Source organism: Aliivibrio sp. SR45-2, from assembly GCF_963890165.1.
Taxonomy (GTDB): domain Bacteria; phylum Pseudomonadota; class Gammaproteobacteria; order Enterobacterales; family Vibrionaceae; genus Aliivibrio; species Aliivibrio salmonicida.
The window spans coordinates 1-20684 of the sequence record NZ_CAWPRC010000172.1 but is presented as its reverse complement, the minus strand read 5'-3'; the positions used below and the strand labels follow the sequence as shown (position 1 = coordinate 20684).

The window sequence follows — 20684 nt, the reverse complement described above, 5'->3', positions numbered from 1 at the left end:
ACGGAACAGCCATATTAATACCAACTCTATCAATCATCTAATTGAACATATTGGTAGAAAAAAAGATCCGGCACTCCTTCCGAATTTTAGAGGCGTAATTATAAGCATTTGTTTCATATTTACTAGAGGTGCTGACGAAAATCACTATTACGTATATGAAATAATACAGTGGCTACTATTTTCTTTACTAGCCACTGTTATTGTTCTAACTCATCAATGCTGCTAATCCACTGTTTCTCTGAGTTTTAATCATTACACCTCGCGCCACCACTTTCTCTGTGGCAAACAGATCGAGTTTTTTCTTAGCTCGTGTGACGCCAGTGTAAATCAACTCTCGCGTTAAGATTGGGCTGAACTCAGCAGGTAAAGCTAATACGGTATGCTCAAACTCAGACCCTTGAGATTTGTGAATCGTCATCGCATACACGGTTTCATGCTCAGGTAACTGGCTTGGTAGCACACCACGAATCGAACCATCCGGCATATCAAAATAAACACGTAAACGTTGATCAACAGGATCTGGCATCGCAATACCAATATCACCATTATAAAGACCTACACCATAATCATTTTGAGTAACCATCACAGGACGGCCTGAATACCACACTTCATCACCATGAGGAATCAAATCAGATTTTCTTAATCCTTTTTCAATTCGTTGATTAAGTCCTACAACCCCAAAGTCGCCTTCGCGCATTGCACACAATAATTGAATATGGCTAAAGGCTTTTAGTGCCACTTCTGGTTTATCGCCCGCATGGATATGGCCTAAATAACTGCGATAGCCATTTACCATCATGGTGATCATTGCGTTATAGCTGTCATTACTTAAATCATGAAACCGAATATCAGAAAATCCTTTGGCCCATACCGCTTCTACTTTAAATTTGCTGCCTTCATTAATGGCTTTGGCAAGTTGTCCAATACCTGAACGCGCATCAAAACGGTAACTCTTTTGCAGCATACACAAGCTATCGGCTACCGCGTTATTGTGCGATTGCACAGGCAAAGCATAGCCTGTTAATTGAGATAATTGTTGTGCTTGATTCTGGCTGTAACCCATTTTAGTAAACTGACAGATATCACCTAACACCGCTCCCGCTTCAACCGAGGCTAGCTGATCTTTATCACCCAATAAAATAACACGCGCGTGTTCTGGTACCGCATCGAGTAGTCGGGCCATCATAGGTAAATCGACCATCGAGGCTTCATCCACCACCAATACATCAAGGTGTAACGGATTGCTTTTGTTATGACGAAAATCCACTTGGTTTGGAATATAACCAAGCAAGCGATGCAGCGTACTTGCGTCTGTCGGGATCGCTTCTTTTACTTCTGGTGCTAAACCAATAGATTGCACCGCTTGACCAATGGATTCAGTCAAACGCGCTGCGGCTTTACCCGTTGGAGCCACTAACTTAATTGCGATACTTTTATTATCTTGCTGAGCTTGAGTCACTAGGGAAGCCAAAAGCTTAGTAACCGTGGTTGTTTTACCCGTTCCTGGGCCACCAGAGATCACAGAGAATCGACGAGTTAACGCTACCGCTGCCGCAACTTTCTGCCAATTCACACAGTGCTTAGTTGGGATTAAGTTATCCAGCGGATCTAATTCTGAAGACTTAGTGGCTGCGAGTAAAACCGCATCAATCGCTTGCCAATCTAACTCACTAGAACTAGATCCCACAACATCGAGCATATCGCACACTAATTGCTGACGAGATACTTGATTATTATTCTCTAATTTTTTAAGCCCACTGAATAAAAAATGGTATTGGCGAGCAAATAGCTCATCCAATGTATTCGATAACTGAGCATTTACCGCCACACTTTGCGCCGCTTTAGTGATACGGTTGGCAACACGCTGCTCAAACGACCAATAACGTTGTAAATACAAACGAGTTCCATCAAAGGCTAGTGGCGTTGCTTCCGTGCCATTAGATACCGTCGATGCCGCTGATAATTCACTAATCCACTGGTTTTTCTCTGGTACTAACGCTAACAATGCATCACGATATTTTGCGGGCAACGTAAACAAATCACCTTGCTCTACTTGCTCGATATCAATACACACGTGGCCTTTACCTAACTCATGGCTAGTCATTGCGGCGAGCAACATGATTAAGTTTTTATCGCTGTTCTTTTCCTGTTGGCCTAAAAACTTAGCAAATTGAAGATCCAATGGGCGAAGCACACCATGAGCCATTAAGTGTTGTAATTGCTTAAGCATCGACTTTTTCTCCATCTACCAATTTCTCTAATTCTTCTAATAACACTTCACTTGGTTTTGAATAAAAGACCCCATTTGAATTGCTATCATGCCCCTCATGACTTTCTTCAATACCACGCAAGAAAATATAATACGCACCACCAAAATGAGTGTCGTAATTATAATCGGCAATCCGGCTTTTCAAGAATCGATGAAGCGCTAAAGCATACAGCTGATATTGGAAGTCATAACGATGATCTCGCATTGCTTCAATTAAAGCGTCACCGCCGTAGCATTCTGAAGAGTCGCCTAAATGGTTAGATTTCCAATCGAGAACGTAATATTTTCCTTCATGCTCAAACACTAAATCGATAAAGCCTTTCAACATTCCACTCACGGTAGAAAAGCCTAACTCACCCGCACGTGCAGAGACTTCATCATGTTTAGCGATAGTTTTATTGACCAAACTTGAGTTCAATAGCGTTATCGGCAATAAAAACTCCATTTCAACCAAACGTTGAGTTGGGCCTTTGGTTGCCAATCGTAAATCGTGACCATCCAACGGACAATCGAGCACGCGTTGCATCATGCTTTGAACGACGTCTAACCATTCCACATCGTAGTTTTCTTTTTCTAACAACTTAATGATGATTTGTGTATTTTCTTCACTGATGATGGGTTGAGTAAATTCAACCTCTTCAAATAACGAGTGTAAAAACGTACCCGCTCTCGCACCGCGAGGGAAAGTAAAAATAGTGCGTTCTGGCTCTAAATCCAATTCTTTGTCGTCTTTATCTTCAGCGGAATCCACATCCAAATTAATCAATTCTAATGACGAATCGTTATGATCGTTACCTTGTTTCACCAAACCCGAATAACTGGTCATCCACCAATTACTTTTCACAGGCTGATTCAATTTATTGGCTGTTAATGCTAACGAGTTGTCTTCTGTCTCTTTATAAAGCACATCACTTAAGGTTTGAGGTGACTGGATCACCATAGGCGAATTGCCTGCTATTAATTTTTCAAGACACGCTTGAAGCTCAGCAATATCACATTCATCCGCTTGTTGGATCAAATACCCTAAACCAGAAAGGTGTACACCCGTTGGTGGTTTTTTCGATGTGCCTTTACCGATAGGTGCCATACCAATATAACAAGCGTAAACCGCACGAGTCAGGGCTACATAAATCAAACGTAAGTCTTCGGCTAAACGTTCTTTTTCTGCCTTCTCAACGGAATCATCTTCTTTTAATAAATCCAACACCGCGTAACGATTATCTTCGTCATAAAAACTGACTTCGCCTTTTTTATCTATCGCACGATATGAGCAAACAAACGGTAAAAATACCAAGTCATATTCCAAACCTTTTGATTTATGAATCGTCACGATTTGCACCAAGTTACGCTCAGATTCTAAACGTACCGTTTGCTCTTCAGCATCGCCATTAGGTTCGGAAATCGCATCAGATAACCAACGCAACAATCCATAATCACTGTCGAGGGTTTGGCTTGTTTGTTGTAATAATTCACCAATATGCAATAAATCGGTTAAGTGACGTTCACCGCCATTTTCAGCCAGTAAACGCTCTGAAATACCTTGTTGAGTAATAATTTGATGCAACATAGGCATGATGCCACGTTGTAACCAATGCTTACGGTAGGCACGGAACTCATTAACGGCTAATTCCCACTGCATTTCATCCACATTAAATTGATGCAGTTGATCCGCCGTATAAGCAAACAAAGACGAGGCTAATGCAGAACGAACCGCTCGTGCATCCGTTGGCGTCATTGCAGCCTGCAATAAACGTAAAATATCTTTGGCTAATGGCGAAGAAAACACACTGTCTCGGTTCGACAAATAAACACTGGCGATACCCTGTTTTGATAACGCTTCACGAACCAATTTCCCTTCTTTACCAGTACGAACCAGTACGGCAATATTCCCAGCTTTAATCGCTTCTTTTTTCTCTCCATTTTGTAGATGTGCAGACCCTTGTTGAGAACCGGTCAAAATGGTTTGAATTTGCGCCGCCGTCGATTCCGCCATTACTCGTTGGTAATTGCCTTTGTTTATCGGGTTACCATCTTTGCTTTCTTGTAACCAAAACGTCATTGCTGGCTGAGTTTGATTCTCTAACGACCACGATTTCTGCTCTGCATTTTTTGGGTTATATTTCACCGGATAAAACGGAATATCATCATCGTATAAAAACGGTTGTTTACCATGCTCAAAAATACGATTTACTGACGACACCATATCGGCAGTTGATCGCCAGTTAGTATCAAGAGTGTAGTGATCCGCCACTTGGCGACGAGCCTGAATATACGTAAATATATCTGCGCCACGGAAAGCATAAATAGCCTGCTTTGGATCGCCAATCATGAACAAACCACACTGTGATTGATCTTGATAGATGGTATTAAAAATAGAATATTGAAGTGGATCGGTATCTTGGAATTCATCGATCAGAGCGACTGGGTATTGCTCTCGAATTTTTTCTAGTAATAAGGCGTTCTCTTGATTTTCTGTTGCTTCAGATAACTGACTTAACAAATCATCAAACGATAACCAATTCTTCTGTTCTTTTGCTTGCTGTAAGGTTTCTCGACAGCGATGAATAGCTAAAGATAACAATGGCTGTTTTATTTCTAATGGCTGCGCTAAAAATTCATCAATGAGTTTAAATACCGCGTGTTCTGGCGCTTCACCTTTTTTGGTTTTATCAATTAATAACGATTGAGAAAACTTTTCTAATTTGTCATGAATTTGCAGCGAAGTCGTTGGGTTACTTGCCCATACTGACACTTGCTCTAACCAATTTGGTAAATTCTTTTTAGTGTAACTACGTTTATCAACACCTGAGCCTGAAATTAAGGCTTCAAAATCGGCACAATGCTCTGACCATTGTTTTTTTAATTCATCAATACGAGCAATGCCCTGCTGACAGAACTCTTCTAGTGAGTTTTCTAATGGCTCAACCGTTAAATGCTTTGGGACACCAGTAAGACTATTGCCCATATCACCTAATAATGCAGAAGGGCTTGGCCAGCAATCATAAACACTTTCAGCCACCATTTTTGGCAGATGATAAAAACTACGACGCCAAAAATCTGCGGCCACTTGATGCATTAATTTGGCTTGGTCGGTAACAAATTCACTTTCAAACTGAGCGCCAGATTCAAATGCATTTTGGGTTAGCATACGCTGACAAAAGCCATGAATAGTAAAGATTGAGGCTTCATCCATACTGCGTTCAGCATTCAATAATATGTGTGCTGCCGACTTATGATCAGAAATAGCCGCTAATAACGGGTCAATAACGGGATCGCCACTCTCATAATCACTTTTATGCACAGCACGAGCAAACGCTAAACGAGCATCATGGATCTTAGTTCGAATACGTTCTCTTAATTCTGCGGTTGCCGCTTCCGTAAAAGTCACTACCAGTATTTTATCTACGGTTAATTCTTCACTATGGCGACTGTTCTCATCACCATGCCCTAATAGTAAACGTAGATATAAACTGGCAATGGTAAAGGTTTTACCTGTACCTGCGGAAGCTTCAATTAAACGTGTCCCATGTAAAGGAAACGTCATTGCATTCAATTGATTTGGAGCTGCGATTGTCGTCATCGAACATCACCATTTTTATTTATCATCAACACTCTGTTTTTACAGACTATTTGTGTGACCCATATCGAAGTTCATTAGGAACAACGATAATAAAATTAATAAAGCGACCAATGTGAGATCTTTCTCACGGTTCACTTTTTATGCTTTGTTACACTCAGCGCACTTACAAAGAGCTCATTAAATGTGCATTTGTATTAAAGGATTCGGTCAACCTCTGACCTGTGGCCGTACAGCGAACGCCCTACACTAAAAATGATTTACTGGCGGCCACCCTACTCTTTTCTTCCGTGCTTCTTCTTCAATACCTTATTTCTTAAGCATTGCTTTGTTTTAAATTACCGCTTTTCTTTCTCACTGTGTAACAAGGCATCATGTAATACGTTTTTCGCGTTATCAAAAATAATCTGACCTAATTCGTCACTCCACTCAGGCCACATACGCATGACATAATCATTGCTGTTTTCACCCGCGTAACGAGTTCCACTGTATTCATCAGCCATTTTTTTCAATGCTTTTTCATGAGTTTCTTCATCGTCATTCCACACACCTTTTTTATCAATGTGTGCTTCTAGTCCGGCCAACGCGGCTTTTGGTAAATAAGGCAATGGCGCACAGTTACCAGAAATATAAAGACTTAATATCACTTCTAAATGTTGATACGCTTTTTCTGTTTCGATTGGCTCAAAATGATAAATCGCATCGGTGCCAAACAGGTGAGTAAACTGTTGTTGCTTCATCGCACACAAACAAAGGTGATCAATCCACGTTGCTAAAACTTCATGAGAACGAATTTTACCCCCACGATAACGCAGCATTCCCGCTTGATAACGCTGTTTTAGCCAACCTTGCAATTCCATTTCACCATGAGGAAAAGTAAAGCGTAAACGCACTTCTTGATCCTCTAATGGTGATGTTGTTAATGGTTGAATATGGGCCACTAACTCTTTTACGGTGTTCACTTCTTTATCTGCCGCGATCTCACCAAAGCTACCAATAGGTAATTTTCCTTGCGCTTTTTGTTGCTGATAAAACTCACGACTTAACTGCAATACTTGGTTAGGATCATCATAGGCCAATAACTCCTCTAACAACTCTGATTTCATGCTGTAACCCGTTCTGCCATCAATAGAAAACGGTTCATCATCTTCCACTCGACTCTCTACCGTTTCAAAAAATACTTTTAAACCACGGTTAAAGAAATAGGCTACAGGCAAGCGCCAAAAGCGTTGTAGTTCGGTTAATTCAAGCTCTTTTGATTCGGGTGAAAATACTAAAGGTTCAGTTTGGAATTCTGGCGCAGCTTTTCCTTCCAGTTTTGCGGTTGGTAGCCATTCACTGGCATAACTGGTGTTATCACCCACAAAACTCTGTTGGCTATATGGGACTAATGGATGCTCTATTGTTAATTTTTTAACTAGGTGTTTAGCAGACTCTTCAGGGTTCAGCTCACTATCGCCATCTAGACAATAACTTTGCTGACAATACTCAAGCAGTTCACTCACCAAAACAGAAGGGGCTTTTTCTGTATTATCTCGAATAGAGCGACCTATATAGCTGAGATAAAACGCTTTATTCGCCGATTGCAGTGCTTCTAAAAACAGATATCTATCATCATCTCGACGAGAACGGTCACCCGGTTTCATGCGTTTCTGCATTAAATCGAAACCTTCAACTGGCATGGTTCGCGGATAAGACCCATCCGTCATACCAAGTAAACAGACCACATCAAATGGAATTGAACGCATCGGCATTAAGGTACAGAAATTTACTTGTCCCGCTAAGAAACGCTGACTCGCTTTACCACCTGATAAATTGTTTTTCAGATAATTATTAATAATTGCCGCTGAAATTGGCGCTTCAAAACCCGCATCTTCTAAATTTTCTTCCAGTTTTTGCAATTGATCTCGAATGCTTTTAACGACCAACTCACCTTCTAATTCGACAAGTAAAAAATCGTCCATTAGTTGGTTAATAATGGTGCGCCATGCATTAATTGTTTGCGCTTGGCCTAGGGTGATCTGATAAGTCAAAAGCTGATCAATAAAGTGCGCTAAGTTACCTGCTATTTCGGCATTCATGCCTTGCACTTGTTCGTAACTCGCCATGCCTTCAAATAAACCCGCGTCTTGCTCCATCGCATAACCAAGCAACATTCTCTGAATACCAAATAACCATGAATTTTGATTATGTTCAGGAAGATCAAAATGCGCAGAGGTGCTGTTATCCAATCCCCAGCGAATACCGGTTTCTTCTGCCCATCGCTTTACTATTTCAAACTGCTCGGCATTAAATTTAAAACGTGACATGACCGCAGGAACTTCCAACAAACTTAATAGCTCTGATAAACCACAACGATTCTCAGGTAACGCCATTAAGTTCATGAAGGCCAATAACACTGGATTTTCTTGCTCGGCACTTTGATCGGAAATAGCAAAAGGAATGTAGCGATCGAATGCTGCGTTACCAAAGACGGCTTGGATCGCCGCACTGTACACATTGATATCTGCCACCATCACAATAATATCGCGAGGTTTTAATTCTGGATCATTGGCAAACATATCCAATAATTGATCATGCAATACTTCTACTTCACGCATTGGGCTATGACATGAATGCAAAAGAATCGAACGATCATCAGCGCTGATTGGTTGCTTGTGCTCACTGTTATCAAGCACATCATCACGACTGCGTTCTTCTAAATTTAAAATATCAGATTGGATAGAATGTAAGAGATTGTCATTATTTACATCAACAAAAGCATCAATCTCTTGCGCTTCCATTTCTGATAATAGACAAAGATTATCTCGACCTAATTTCCCCCATGATGCAAGCAGTGAATTACCTACTTCTGAAGTGTGCAGCTCATCTTCAAAATTTGCATCAAGCGATCCTTTTAATTGCTCCGTATCACCGATTTGCTCACTGTGATCATCTAACCATTTTACTTGCAGACGATTACGCGCCTCTAAACGAGCGAGGTACTTTCTGTCTCGAATTTCACCCCAGTAATAACGACAAGGATTGGTAAACATTAAATGCACATCAATGTGTTGCCCAAGAGCCGCTAGCGCATCTAAATAACGAGGAGGTAATGAAGTGATACCCACCACAAATAAACGCTTAGGCATGCCTTTTGGCAAGGTTCCCGTTTGCAAATAATTTTCTAGAGTTTCAATAAAGTGCTCGAACATATTGGCACGATGATAAGGAGAATGACCCAGTGCTAGGGTTTGATCATACAGCGCTTGCCATAAAATAGGCTGCCAAGGATGTTCGCCTTCTAATTCAGTAACCTCTTCACCGGCTTCCCATTTTTGGACCCATTCTGGGCGGAATACTAAATATTGGTCAAAGATATCGGCAATTTTTGCAGCGAGTTGGTAGCACTTCAGTTGTTTGTCATCATTTTCTAAATAGCGTTGCAGTGGCGCAAATTCATCTTGTTTTAATAACTCTGGTAATAATGTCACGATCTTCCACGTCATGGCTTCTTTATTAAAAGCACTGCGCTTTGGCACGTCATCCAAAACTTGAGTAAACAAGTCCCAAATAAAAGTAGCTGGAAGTGGAAAAGTAAGATTGGCGGCAATGCCTAACTCTTTTGCGAGTTCGATTTTAAGCCATTGCGACATACCCGGGCTTTGAACGAGAATTTGTTCTTGCTCAAATGGGTTATCAAGAGGGTTTAGACGAATTAATTCAACGACAAGAGATTTAAGAACATCAAGTTGATTTGAATGATAAACAGTAAACACACCCAGCTCGCTTATAAAGAAATGAAAGTCTCTATAGCTTAACGTAACTGGATGTGTTTTAAGAGAAAAAGATTACGAGTTTAGTGTGCGTGTTTAGGGTTTGCTAAACGATTTGTCATTCGAGTAATCGGACGATAATGAGCTAGATAATGGACAGCAACATAACTAACAACACAGGTTGCTACCACTAATTCAACAACGGCAAGCATTCTGACTTGGTAGACATAATCAGCAACGACACCTTGAGATAACATCCAGTTCGCCGTTTTAAATAATGCCGTTGCACCAATAACCATAGGGAAGGTAAATGCTGCATAGCCTGGGCTAAATGGAAGTCTCATTAATTTAAAGAAAGCCATGTAAATTACGCTTGTCATTAATACAGCAATCCCAAATAAAAGCGCAATAATCACAGGCGATGGTGAAGCAGTTACTGTTAGATAGCCCGCTAAAGATAAGCTTGCTGGTGCTGCCATAATTGCAATCGTTGGTTTTGCAGCGTCAGGAACTTCATTACAAAACATTAAACGATAAATCATAATTGGTAGCATGATGGCATAAATAATTAATCCAAACATTAATATCCAATGCGCTACTGGTGCTAAGGCAGGGTTACCAGAAAAAGAAACATCCGCCACAACTAAACCAACAGGTGGAACGAACCAACTTGGCACCATGTGGTGTAGTTCAAAATCTTTTGCTCGATGATAAATAAAAGAGATTAAGAAAATAAGATGAAGTGCAATTGCAGCAAGCCATAAAGCATCACCAGCCGCTGGATAAAAATGCCCAAGACTGCTTGATACAACCATCGTCCCCATAGCAAACGTTGGGGCAACACTACCGACAACAGGATGTGCAAGCTCACTCCACAATACTGCTGGGTGTAATAAAAATTTAACAGCTAAAATAAGTAACAATACGGAAGCTATTGCTGCTGAAATCCATTGAGCATATCCATGGAAAGGAAGAGCATTCTCCCAACACCAGCCTAAACTGGCGATCCCAAGAGCTAACCCTGCCATTGGTGTTGGTGCGCCTGCTATTTTTTGTTTTGTGTAATTAAGCATGACATTGTTCTCTTTACTATTTAACGATGAAGCCAGTTTACTACCAGTCAATCATTAATAAAATTTGAATAAATTAAAGACTACGTTAAAATAAACTTAACGATGATAATCTATTAGTATTTAGGACTTCCTGTCATGAGAATTTCACTAAAACAACTCAATGTATTTACGGCAATTGCTCAAGAAAAAACAATGACCAAAGCGGCTGAGCGACTGTTTATTACAAAACCTGCGGTGAGCCTTTCATTGTCTGAACTTGAAAAGAATTTGGGTTACAAAGTATTTGATCGCGTAAATAATCGCTTAGTGTTAAATAGTGAAGGCCGCCAACTCCTTCCTTTAGCGGATGAATTACTAGAACGAGCGGAAGCTATCGAGCATCAATTTACTGCTGATAGTCAGTTGACTGGTTCATTAAACATTGGTGCCAGTGATACGATTGGTAATCATATCGCACCAGTTTTACTGAGTAAATTCCAACAACAACACCCTTGTGATATTCAACAATTATTTATTTCAAATACCGCTCAAATCATTAATCGACTGTTGGAATTCAAACTCGATATTGGCTTAGTTGAAGGGAAAGCACATCATCCCAAGCTAAACATGATTGAATGGCAACAGGATGATATGTACATAGTATGCGCCCCTTCTCACCCGTTAGCTATGCAGAAAATAATTACATTAGAAGACTTAGAAAACTCAACTTGGTTATTAAGAGAGGAAGGATCTGGTAGCCGGGAGTATTTCCTTAATCATATTGCATCCAATTTAAATGATTGGCATGAGTCCTTACAGCTTCACACCACCGAAGCCATTATTAATTGCTGCTCTGAAAATATGGGGCTCGCGTGTTTATCTCAATTAGCCGCTCAAAATTCGATTAATGATGGACGGTTAGTTCAGCTTCCTTATGAAAAGAAATTGACTCGCCCTTATTGGTTATTGGTTCATAAAGAAAAATATCAAACGCCATTATTGCAGTATTTTATGACTTTTATTCAACGTTAATGAGGCTATTTCTAGCCCCATAAAAATGATACCTAACGTTGGTGAGCAGGAAGATCGTGGTTTTCATAAGCGTCAGCAAACGAATGATTACGATCTCGATGTTTTGCTTCATCATCACGAATCTTTAAGATCACATCACGCAGTAGTGCGTCATTTGGTAATTGATAATAGTCTATCGCTATTTGTGGTGCAGCTTCGTTTTCCACGTCTCCATTATCAATTTTACTTAAATATTCGGTGTAACTTTTACAAGCTTCTTCTTCAAAATAACCGACCACTCGGTGAGCCACTTTTGATGAGAGTAAATAAATAAAGCTATAAACAACCATAAAGACACCTTGGCCCAATAAAACCAACGTGCGCTCTATCCAGCGAGGTTTTGCAATATCTAAAAATATCATTAAATGCATTCTTTCGTTTTCAGCTTCATTCAATAATTCGCGGATCCACCCTTCATCATCTTTCATACGACGTAATGCTTTTAGGTGATTAAACATGCCGGCAACCATCCCAGGAACCGCAGCAATCGTTTCTAAAATAACGGCACGCTTTGCATATTGAGAACCATAAAAAATATTTAAAAGAAACTTTAAGCACTGCGTAATTTTATAAGCAATACGCTCTGACATTTTCGTTGTCGCTTTATGTTTTAGTTCAAAATCTGACATCATTAAGCACTCCTTTATTTAAAGTTGCATTTAAAATACAACTTTAAATAAAATTACTCAACTATTTTCCTACATTTAATTTTTTACATTTTAGCCATAAAAAATCAGTCGATTATCTCCTAGCGTTACCTCTCTCTCGCTTTCTCTCCTCCAAGTGGACAAAAAACCTCATTTACTGTATAAAACACCAGTTAATTTAATAGGAGAGACGACCATGGCTGTTATCGTCAAATATGTAGTTGAGCGCAACGGAGAAGAGAAGATGACTTTTACCTCTAAAACTGAAGCCGATGCTTATGACAAAATGCTGGATGTTGCAGATGAACTTTTTACTCTGCTGAATGAAAGTAATTTAATTGAAGATGAAGGAAAACAAGAAGAGTTGTCTCTTTACCTGGCTAAGCACAAAGAAGATGTTTTAGTAGCTTTGGGCGCAAAACGTAAACCTGTACCTAAAAAAGCAAAGATTGAAGCCGTCAAAGACGAAGAGTCTGACGCCGCTTAATTCTAAAGATACGATATATAAAAATACAAATAGCGGCTTAATGATCCGCTATTTTCTTTTCTCCACGACCACTTTAAATTCCCTTTTCTTACCTCTATTCCCTTTTCTCATTAAAATTTTCTGATTTCACTCTTCTATATCACAGCAACTATCTTTATGATGTGAAGTAAGATTTATTTTTAATACCTATCGAATTAATTAAATGACAAATTCATTACATAAGGTAAATCACTTAAAAACAAGATAGAGATTTTAATAATCAGTCATCCTAATGACCGCAATCTTGTAATAAAACAGCTAACGTAGCGATGATTTGATTGAACCAATGTGAATGAACGGATAATGATTTAAATAGGTATAAATTACTATTATTGATATGAAAATGGAGAATCATTACATGGCTCATTTTGCACTTGCCTTTGGTACAGCGACAAAAAACCGCGACAATAAAATTATTGAAGCTTTTTTCCCACACCCAGTATTAAACCCATCAGAATCATTAGTTAACGCTATTGCTAAAGCAAGTGGTTATACGGAAGGCAATCAAGCGGTTGAAATTACATCTGAAGTTTGCACTGAACTTGCTAACGCTTTTGCAGCAAACGGGGATGTTCCAAACGCGGCATTCGCAGAAAAGGCAGTTCAATCAAAGCAGCCTCTTGTTCTTGTTGTTTTAGCAACTGATGAACAATCTCAATCTGTTGCTGAAGGCTTTTTGAAACTTCAATTGATCTCTAATCGTTTAGTTAAGCCACACGGCACTGTACTGGATGGTATTTTTGGTTTATTACACAATATCGCGTGGACGAACCAAGGCCCTATCGATCTTCCTGAATTAGCCGATCGCCAAATAGAAGCTCGCCTAGCTGGTGACACCCTGACTGTCGATTGTGTTGATAAATTTCCTAAAATGGTGGATTACGTTGTACCTACAGGTATTCGTATTGCCGATACTTCTCGTGTTCGTTTAGGCGCACATGTAGGTGAAGGTACAACAGTAATGCATGAAGGCTTCATCAACTTTAACGCAGGTACTACTGGTGTGAGTATGGTTGAAGGTCGTATTTCTGCCGGTGTTGTTGTGGGTAATGGATCTGATATCGGCGGTGGTGCTTCTATCATGGGTACACTTTCTGGTGGCGGTAAAATGGTTATCTCTATCGGTGAGAACTGCCTACTTGGCGCAAATGCAGGCCTTGGTTTCCCAATGGGTGATCGTTGTACGATTGAATCTGGCCTATATGTTACTGCTGGCACAAAAGTAAGCATGTTAGATAACCAAGGTAAAGAAGTTGAAGTCGCGAAAGCTCGTGATCTTGCAGGCAAAACAGATCTTCTGTTCCGTCGTAACTCTATCACTGGTCAAATCGAATGTTTAACTAATAAATCTGCAATTGAACTGAACAGCGAATTACACAGCAACAACTAATACTCACTTAATAATATGAGTATGCATTCATGCTCTATTCATTGATGAAACGGTATTCTTGTGGCCAGTAACTTTATTGTTACTGGCCATTTTTATTGAAAAAGACACAAGACAACCCCATTTATTAATAAGACTAACAACAAAATAAATTCACATAGGAAATACCATGAGACTCTTACTTGCTTTATTACTGCCTTGGTTACAGTTTTTTACTATCGGTCGGCCATTTAGTGGCGTCATTTGCCTTATTTTACAATTAACTTTAATTGGCTGGATCCCTGCCGCTATTTGGTCTGTTTATGCATTAAGCCAATACAATACTGATGAAAAAATTAAAGATGCATTTGGACGATAAACAAAACTCGTTGTATTATTTTTTGTAAGCGCTAACACTTTTTTCAATGGTTTGAATGAGCAACTCTTTAAGCCATTGGTAGCGTTTATTTTCTTTGTTACGAGTTTGCCAAATCAATTGAATATCAAATTCCCCAACTTCAATTGGAGGCTCTGAGTGGACCAATTGCTCAGAGAACAAATCCAGCTGTGCCATTAATTCTGGTACAACACAGATTAAATCTCTTTTTTTCATGAGATGCCTGATGGTTAAAAAGTGCTTAGAAGCGACGCTAACTGAACGATGCACTCCTAATCCCTTTAATTTACTATCTACGCCTGTTTTCAATGCACCGTCAGGACTCACTAAGGCATGAGGTAACGATATATATTCATCAAGCGTTATCGGCGTTTTAAATTGATGTCGATTACCATCCCACATACATACGTGCTTTTCTGTATATAATTTTTGATACTGTAACTCTTTTTGCTCTGGTTTCATGCTACCAATAACTAAATCAAGTGGTTCGCTATCAAACCTATCTTGGTAATTCGCTTTATCTACCGTGGTAAAACATAACTGTGCTTTTGGTGCTAATTGATGAATCGCATCAAAAATATCTGCTGCAAAAAGTAATTCTGCATAATCTGTCATTCCGATTTTAAAGGTCCCAGAGAACTCACTCGCCTCAAAGGTATCTGCCTTTAAAATATCCCCCGTTATTGTTTGTAGTACTTTATCTATCATAGGATAAAGTTGAATAGCCTTCGCGGTAGGGATCATTTTATGCCCTTGCCTTTCGAACAAAGGATCGTTTAATAACTCACGTAAACGAGAAAGACTATGGCTCATCGCTGATTGTCCGACAAATAATCTATCCGCAGCTAATGAGACACTTTTCGTTTCCATCAATGTTCTAAATACCACCAATAAATTTAAGTCGACCGCTTTCCAATTAATTTCATTCATAGTTAATAGTAATTTAATCGATTTGAATAATTGGATAGTAACTCGTAATCTTTATCCCATCAAAATGGAATGTCCGAATTTGGATGATACGTCAAAAGTTGAGTAGATTATGTTTGAAATATTTAAGCGATTTTTTTTATTAGGCTGGGTTAGCTTTGGTGGACCTGCCGCTCATATCGGTTACTTCCGCAATGAATTTGTACAAAAGCGAGGTTGGATAAGTGAAGAGGAATACGCACAACTGATCGCCTTGAGCCAGTTCTTACCTGGTCCAGGTTCAAGCCAAGTAGGCTTTGCTTTGGGTTATCACAGAAAAGGACTCTTTGGCGCTCTACTCGCTTCAATTGGTTTCACATTACCTTCCATTCTTATCATGGTGTTATTAGCAAATATAAGCCATTCATTCTTTGGTAATGACATCTTTGAAGGCATCATTCATGGATTGAAATTATTAGCCGTTGTTGTTGTTGCTGATGCCATCATGGGAATGTATAAGAGTTTTTGTAAGGACAAAATCACGATACTTTTATGTATTATGACCGCAACCTTATTATTAATACTCCCTTCAATAAGCACACAATTAATTGCACTGTTAATTGCCGCTATTATAGGTCGAATTTATCTAAAATCAGATAAGGTGACTGAGATTAAAAAAGAATCTAAAGGCATTAACTGGTTACCCTTAATTATCTTTGCACTTTGTTTCTTTGCTTTACCTGCTATCGTTAATCATTCGCCATTACTTCTTCTTTTTTCTGATTTCTTCCAAGCAGGTAGTTTAGTCTTTGGTGGCGGTCATGTAGTCTTACCATTACTACAAAATATCGTTGGCGACCAAATTAGTACGGATAGCTTTTTAACGGGTTATGCTGCAGCTCAGGCTGTTCCCGGTCCAATGTTTACCTTTGCAACGTTCTTAGGATATGAATTGTGGAGTGAACAGCCAATTCTTGGTGCTTTAGTTGCAACCATTGCTATTTTCTTACCGGGATTTTTATTAGTACTTGGAGTATTTAGTCATTGGCAGGTTCTAGCTCAAAAACCAGCATTAGCAGGAGCAATTACGGGAATTAATGCATCTGTTGTCGGGTTACTAATCGCAGCGCTGTATGACCCTGTATTTACAAGCGCCGTTGGCTCAGGGGTAGATATGGCATTGGTTATTGTTGGCTTTGCATTACTTAAAGTACTTAAACTTCCCATTGTAGGTTTGGTTGGCTTCTTTATTGCCGCTGGTGGTATGTTGCCTTTCGTTGGTTGATAAACATTAAGGTGGGTATAAATTCCCACCTTTAGTTTACCAGCATTCCTTAGGCTCACTTTTATTAAATTGATTTAAAGTAATCGCAGTATAAGTTTTCCCCGAGCATGTATCCTTTATCTGTACCTTTATAGGAGTAGCTTTAATCGTATAAGTTGTAGCAGTTAACCCCTCTAAGCTCAGAGTATATTTATCCGATTGTGTTTCACAAAAAGAACAAGTTCCCCCGCTAACGATAGAGCTAGCTATATCTGAATAACTAGCTATATATTTCGTTTCTAATTCTAATTGAATTTTCGCAATATCAGCTAAGGCAACGATACGGTTCGCCTTTAATATATGGTTTGTATACGCAGGATAAGCAATCGCTGACAATAAACCAATAATAGCAATTACAATCATAATTTCGATCAGTGTCATACCCCTTATATGAACACGAGATAAGTTACATTTATTTATTAGAATCATTTCTATTTATCCTTCTCTAAATATCTTTCTATTTTTCATACTTGGTATAATTTAAGCAAGAATTATTGATGCTTTATCAATAGTTTACAAAAGGATTTGAGAGATGAATCGCGGGTTTACCTTATTGGAGCTGTTAATTACAATCACCGTTTTGGCCATACTTCTATCCGTTGCTGCACCAAACTTCAACACAGTAAACAACAGCGTAAAAATGCAACGTTTAGCAACAGAATTAAACGGTTTTTTAATTCAAGCTAAATCAGAAGCAGTCCTAAGAAATAGTAACTTATGGGTGCATATTTCATTTCCTAAAACGGAAGAAAATAAAACCGGTTCATGGAATTTAGCTTTAAGAGATTCAGATAACATCTCAGGTAATTTAATCGCTTACATGGGTGGAAATAATTTTAATAAAACAACCTTGCAACATAACTACGATAGCCAAAAGATCAATTTTGAAGGCATTAGAGGAAGACCAGCCAGAGGCACATTCATTTTCTATCCTAATAATGATATGACCAAAAAATTAAAAATTATCCTGTCTAACCCACCTGGAAGAATAAAAGTTTGTTACGACAATACGAGTGGAGAGCTCTATGGATATAATTCCTGCTCATAAATACAAACAAAATGGATCTTCACTTATTGAGCTTCTGATCGCTTCATTTATTGGGGTTATTGCAATTAGTCTTGTTGGATCTATTTTTATTAATGGGCAACGTGTAGCAAAAAACCGAGGTCTAGAATTACTACTAGCTCAAAACCTAACGAGTACAATGCAAATTATAAAAGACGATATCCAAAGAGCAGGATACAACGGCACTGATGGACAGTCAGTAAAGCTGTCGGCTGCGACAAATATTATAGAAATAACACCAAATAGTATTGGTTTTGTGTATCACAAGAAACTATCTGGAGCACAAAAAACTTACCAAAATGTAATATATAAATACTCATCTTCCGATAAAAAATTAAAAGTATGTGAAGAAGAAACACTCATAACAAACATAAAAAGCCTAACTACGGTTAGTAATTGCTATTCACTTTTTGATACTCAAAACATACAAGTAACTAATTTTTCAGTGTTACGTAAACCGTTAATCACAAGCTCTGCAACCTCATCAATAATTGGTATTCAACTTGATACTGAACTAGTAAATATACCAACAATGAAAAAAGACTTAAGTTTCAGTGTCAAACAAAGGAATTGGCAATAATGAATATAGAGAAACAAAATGGCGCTGTTGTTTTAATAATGACATCACTCCTAATCCTTGCTGCTTTAATTTTATCTCTAGGAACTTACAAAAGTACTTTCTATCAAATAAAAAGATCACAAAATGAAGTTATTGCTAAACAAAGCAATTGGAAGGCAGAAGGTGCCATTGAATGCCTTTTTAGCTTTATAAATGAAAGTAAAACAGATCCATCACTGTTATCAAAGAATAATACTTCTACTGAGTATAGTAATATGAATACTCAGTGTAATATCAATAATCCAATAGAACGTCTTTACGCTCAACCAGTATCTTCAGCAAATTCTACAATTAACTATCAATTAACTTATGAACTAAATAATAAAAATCTAATCAAGAAAAATATAATACCAAAAATTACTTATGGAAACGGAGCGATACAAGCTAGAGGTAATTTGATTATAGATGGTTCTATCGATATATATCCTGATGTTACAGGTAAGAAAATTAATGAAAAAGATGAATGTGTGGCCATTAAATACACTGGATATATCGATTATAATTTTGGTTTTGGTGGATTGAAAACACTTAATCCTGAAGAAAATGGTCCCTATGATGGCTACAAAGGAACCTGCCACCCAGAAACACAATCAAACATTCAAGAAAATTCTAAAACTGATAATCCCGCTACTTCTGATAATTTTCTTTCTGATTATATAAAAGAAGAACACTACGATCCTTTTGAAGCATTTTTCCAAAAACCTCGTTCTAAACTATCAGAAGTAAAAAGTAAGTATACGCAAATAACAGGAAGTAAAACTGATTGTGATGTTCGCATTGCAGATGCATTTAAAACATCAGATAAAGTATGGGTCACTGGTGATTGCAATCTTGAGGGTGGCTCCTCATTAACAACTCTATCAAATGAATCTAGAAACCTTGTTATTGAAGGTGGGGTCGTTGCTTTAGATGGTTCAGGTACCTTTCATGGTTCCATTTATCATATGTTTATTGACATTCCAGTAGATGGAAAGGGTAATATCGACCTTACAGATAATTGGAAAAATATAGATACTGCGGCTCATATTACTGGTAAAACAAAGTTCATTTCTCATGTTCAACGTGGGGCTTTTATTCCAACGGGAGGGTTAATTTTGGATACCCCAAACTCCTCAACATTACTCAGAGGTTCAATTATATTTAAATATAAAAGATCTGCCCGTAAAGAAGAATACAACAATTTTACATGGCAAAAAGGATCTTGGAATGATCTATAGACAAAAAGGATTTAGCCTTCTTGAAATAATGATTTCATTTACCATTATTGGTATTGGTGCATTAGGCTTATTGAAGCTGCAAACGTTTATTGAGCTAAAATCTGAACATGCGACAAGGAGTATTGAGGCTCTATATAGTGCAGAAACTCAATTAGAAAAATTTCGTAGTCGCTCAATCTCTGGAGCAGGTGGAACTATTACTTATGATTCCATTGCTACATCGTCAAATGAAGTCACAATCAATGATGTTGCATATATGTTAACCTGGAACGTTGATAGCATAATTTCGGCCTCGGCAAAGCACATCACAATATCTAGTGCTTGGAACACAAGACATGGAAACCAAGAATTTGTAACCTTAGAAACCATCATATCTAAATACAACGAATTTGATTAATAGTTAATTAAACACAATAGTAGAATTTCAAACTCCGACATACATAGTCTTATGGCGGAGGGAGCCGCGAGTCTTTTCTTAAACTACAGATGGCAAAAAGCCCATACCTTTCGATATGAGCCTTCTTTAATATGGCAAGGGTGGAGAGATTAGAATTCCAAACATGCGCGTTCTTATGACGGGGGAATCCACTGCTCTTTCCTCAAACTACAAATAGCAAAAAGGCTCATATCTTTCGATATGAGCCTTTTTTAATATGGCAGGGGTGGAGAGATTCGAACTCCCAACACGCGGATTTGGAATCCGCTGCTCTGCCAGTTGGAGCTACACCCCTATAGTTATTTTAAAGACTTAACTCTGTCTATAAATAAGTGGCGGAGTGGACGGGACTCGAACCCGCGACCCCCGGCGTGACAGGCCGGTATTCTAACCAACTGAACTACCACTCCGCAGTGTCTATTCAGCATTATGCTATTACTTAAATAAAACGTGTCA

General features: G+C 38.6%; 16 protein-coding genes and 2 tRNA genes. 9 read left to right on the top strand and 9 right to left on the bottom strand.

All coding sequences use genetic code 11. The features are described 5' to 3' along the window. Positions 1–205 precede the first annotated feature (205 nt). From recD to AACV33_RS15160, 4 genes are all read right to left on the bottom strand, one after another. Positions 206–2230 carry an exodeoxyribonuclease V subunit alpha gene (gene recD / locus AACV33_RS15175; protein ID WP_182699390.1) on the bottom strand — a complete coding sequence of 675 codons (2025 nt, stop codon included), beginning with the start codon at positions 2228–2230 and terminating at the stop codon, positions 206–208. Then, complete coding sequence (gene recB, locus AACV33_RS15170) at positions 2223–5849, bottom strand: exodeoxyribonuclease V subunit beta (RefSeq protein ID WP_182699389.1); 3627 nt, start codon at positions 5847–5849, stop codon at positions 2223–2225. The genes recD and recB overlap by 8 nt, the downstream gene beginning before the upstream one ends. A 335-nt stretch (positions 5850–6184) precedes the next feature. Continuing rightward, a complete protein-coding gene (gene recC / locus AACV33_RS15165; protein WP_182699388.1) occupies positions 6185–9604 on the bottom strand; it encodes an exodeoxyribonuclease V subunit gamma in 3420 nt (1139 codons plus the stop codon). Between the two features lie 80 nt (positions 9605–9684). Then, positions 9685–10674 carry a TDT family transporter gene (locus AACV33_RS15160; RefSeq protein ID WP_182699387.1) on the bottom strand — a complete coding sequence of 330 codons (990 nt, stop codon included), beginning with the start codon at positions 10672–10674 and terminating at the stop codon, positions 9685–9687. Positions 10675–10809: 135 nt separating this feature from the next. On the opposite strand from AACV33_RS15160, the gene AACV33_RS15155 reads away from it, so the two are divergent. Further along, complete coding sequence (locus AACV33_RS15155; protein WP_065611499.1) at positions 10810–11685, top strand: LysR substrate-binding domain-containing protein; 876 nt, start codon at positions 10810–10812, stop codon at positions 11683–11685. A gap of 32 nt (positions 11686–11717) precedes the next feature. Here the strand turns inward: AACV33_RS15155 and AACV33_RS15150 are convergent, their stop codons facing one another. After that, a complete protein-coding gene (locus AACV33_RS15150) occupies positions 11718–12353 on the bottom strand; it encodes an alternative oxidase (RefSeq protein WP_026025540.1) in 636 nt (211 codons plus the stop codon). A 214-nt stretch (positions 12354–12567) separates the two neighbouring features. Between AACV33_RS15150 and AACV33_RS15145 the strand changes: the two genes are divergently transcribed. From AACV33_RS15145 to AACV33_RS15135, 3 genes are all read left to right on the top strand, one after another. Further along, complete coding sequence (locus AACV33_RS15145; RefSeq protein ID WP_012549481.1) at positions 12568–12858, top strand: YebG family protein; 291 nt, start codon at positions 12568–12570, stop codon at positions 12856–12858. 397 nt (positions 12859–13255) lie between these two features. Beyond that, positions 13256–14287 (top strand): 2,3,4,5-tetrahydropyridine-2,6-dicarboxylate N-succinyltransferase, encoded by a 1032-nt coding sequence (gene dapD / locus AACV33_RS15140; protein ID WP_182699386.1) that lies wholly within the window; start codon positions 13256–13258, stop codon positions 14285–14287. 166 nt (positions 14288–14453) lie between these two features. After that, positions 14454–14642: a YqaE/Pmp3 family membrane protein gene (locus tag AACV33_RS15135; protein ID WP_012549479.1), complete on the top strand. Its 189-nt coding sequence runs from the start codon at positions 14454–14456 to the stop codon at positions 14640–14642. A 15-nt stretch (positions 14643–14657) separates the two neighbouring features. Here AACV33_RS15135 and AACV33_RS15130 read toward each other — a convergent pair whose 3' ends face one another. After that, complete coding sequence (locus AACV33_RS15130; protein ID WP_182699385.1) at positions 14658–15590, bottom strand: LysR family transcriptional regulator; 933 nt, start codon at positions 15588–15590, stop codon at positions 14658–14660. A 109-nt stretch (positions 15591–15699) separates the two neighbouring features. Between AACV33_RS15130 and chrA the strand changes: the two genes are divergently transcribed. Beyond that, a complete protein-coding gene (gene chrA / locus AACV33_RS15125) occupies positions 15700–16851 on the top strand; it encodes a chromate efflux transporter (RefSeq protein WP_065611503.1) in 1152 nt (383 codons plus the stop codon). Between the two features lie 36 nt (positions 16852–16887). Here the strand turns inward: chrA and AACV33_RS15120 are convergent, their stop codons facing one another. Further along, entirely contained in the window at positions 16888–17271 is a 384-nt protein-coding gene (locus AACV33_RS15120) for a type IV pilin protein (protein ID WP_304503132.1), read from the bottom strand. Positions 17272–17422: 151 nt separating this feature from the next. On the opposite strand from AACV33_RS15120, the gene AACV33_RS15115 reads away from it, so the two are divergent. From AACV33_RS15115 to AACV33_RS15100, 4 genes are read left to right on the top strand one after another with little or no spacing between them, the layout of a single operon-like run. Then, positions 17423–17938 carry a GspH/FimT family pseudopilin gene (locus AACV33_RS15115; RefSeq protein WP_023603743.1) on the top strand — a complete coding sequence of 172 codons (516 nt, stop codon included), beginning with the start codon at positions 17423–17425 and terminating at the stop codon, positions 17936–17938. After that, the gene (locus AACV33_RS15110) at positions 17916–18536 is read left to right on the top strand and encodes a PilW family protein (RefSeq protein WP_065611507.1); all 621 of its coding nucleotides are present in this window, start codon (positions 17916–17918) and stop codon (positions 18534–18536) included. Before AACV33_RS15115 ends, AACV33_RS15110 begins: the two co-directional genes overlap by 23 nt. After that, entirely contained in the window at positions 18536–19792 is a 1257-nt protein-coding gene (locus AACV33_RS15105) for a hypothetical protein (protein ID WP_182699384.1), read from the top strand. Before AACV33_RS15110 ends, AACV33_RS15105 begins: the two co-directional genes overlap by 1 nt. Next, on the top strand, positions 19782–20189 hold the full coding sequence (locus AACV33_RS15100) for a type IV pilus modification PilV family protein (protein ID WP_182699383.1): 408 nt from the start codon (positions 19782–19784) through the stop codon (positions 20187–20189). Before AACV33_RS15105 ends, AACV33_RS15100 begins: the two co-directional genes overlap by 11 nt. A 257-nt stretch (positions 20190–20446) precedes the next feature. Here AACV33_RS15100 and AACV33_RS15095 read toward each other — a convergent pair. Together AACV33_RS15095 and AACV33_RS15090 are read right to left on the bottom strand one after the other, a co-directional pair. Beyond that, positions 20447–20523: transfer RNA gene (locus tag AACV33_RS15095), tRNA-Trp, on the bottom strand. A 38-nt stretch (positions 20524–20561) separates the two neighbouring features. Further along, positions 20562–20638 (bottom strand) — tRNA-Asp (locus tag AACV33_RS15090). Between the last annotated feature and the right edge of the window lie 46 nt (positions 20639–20684).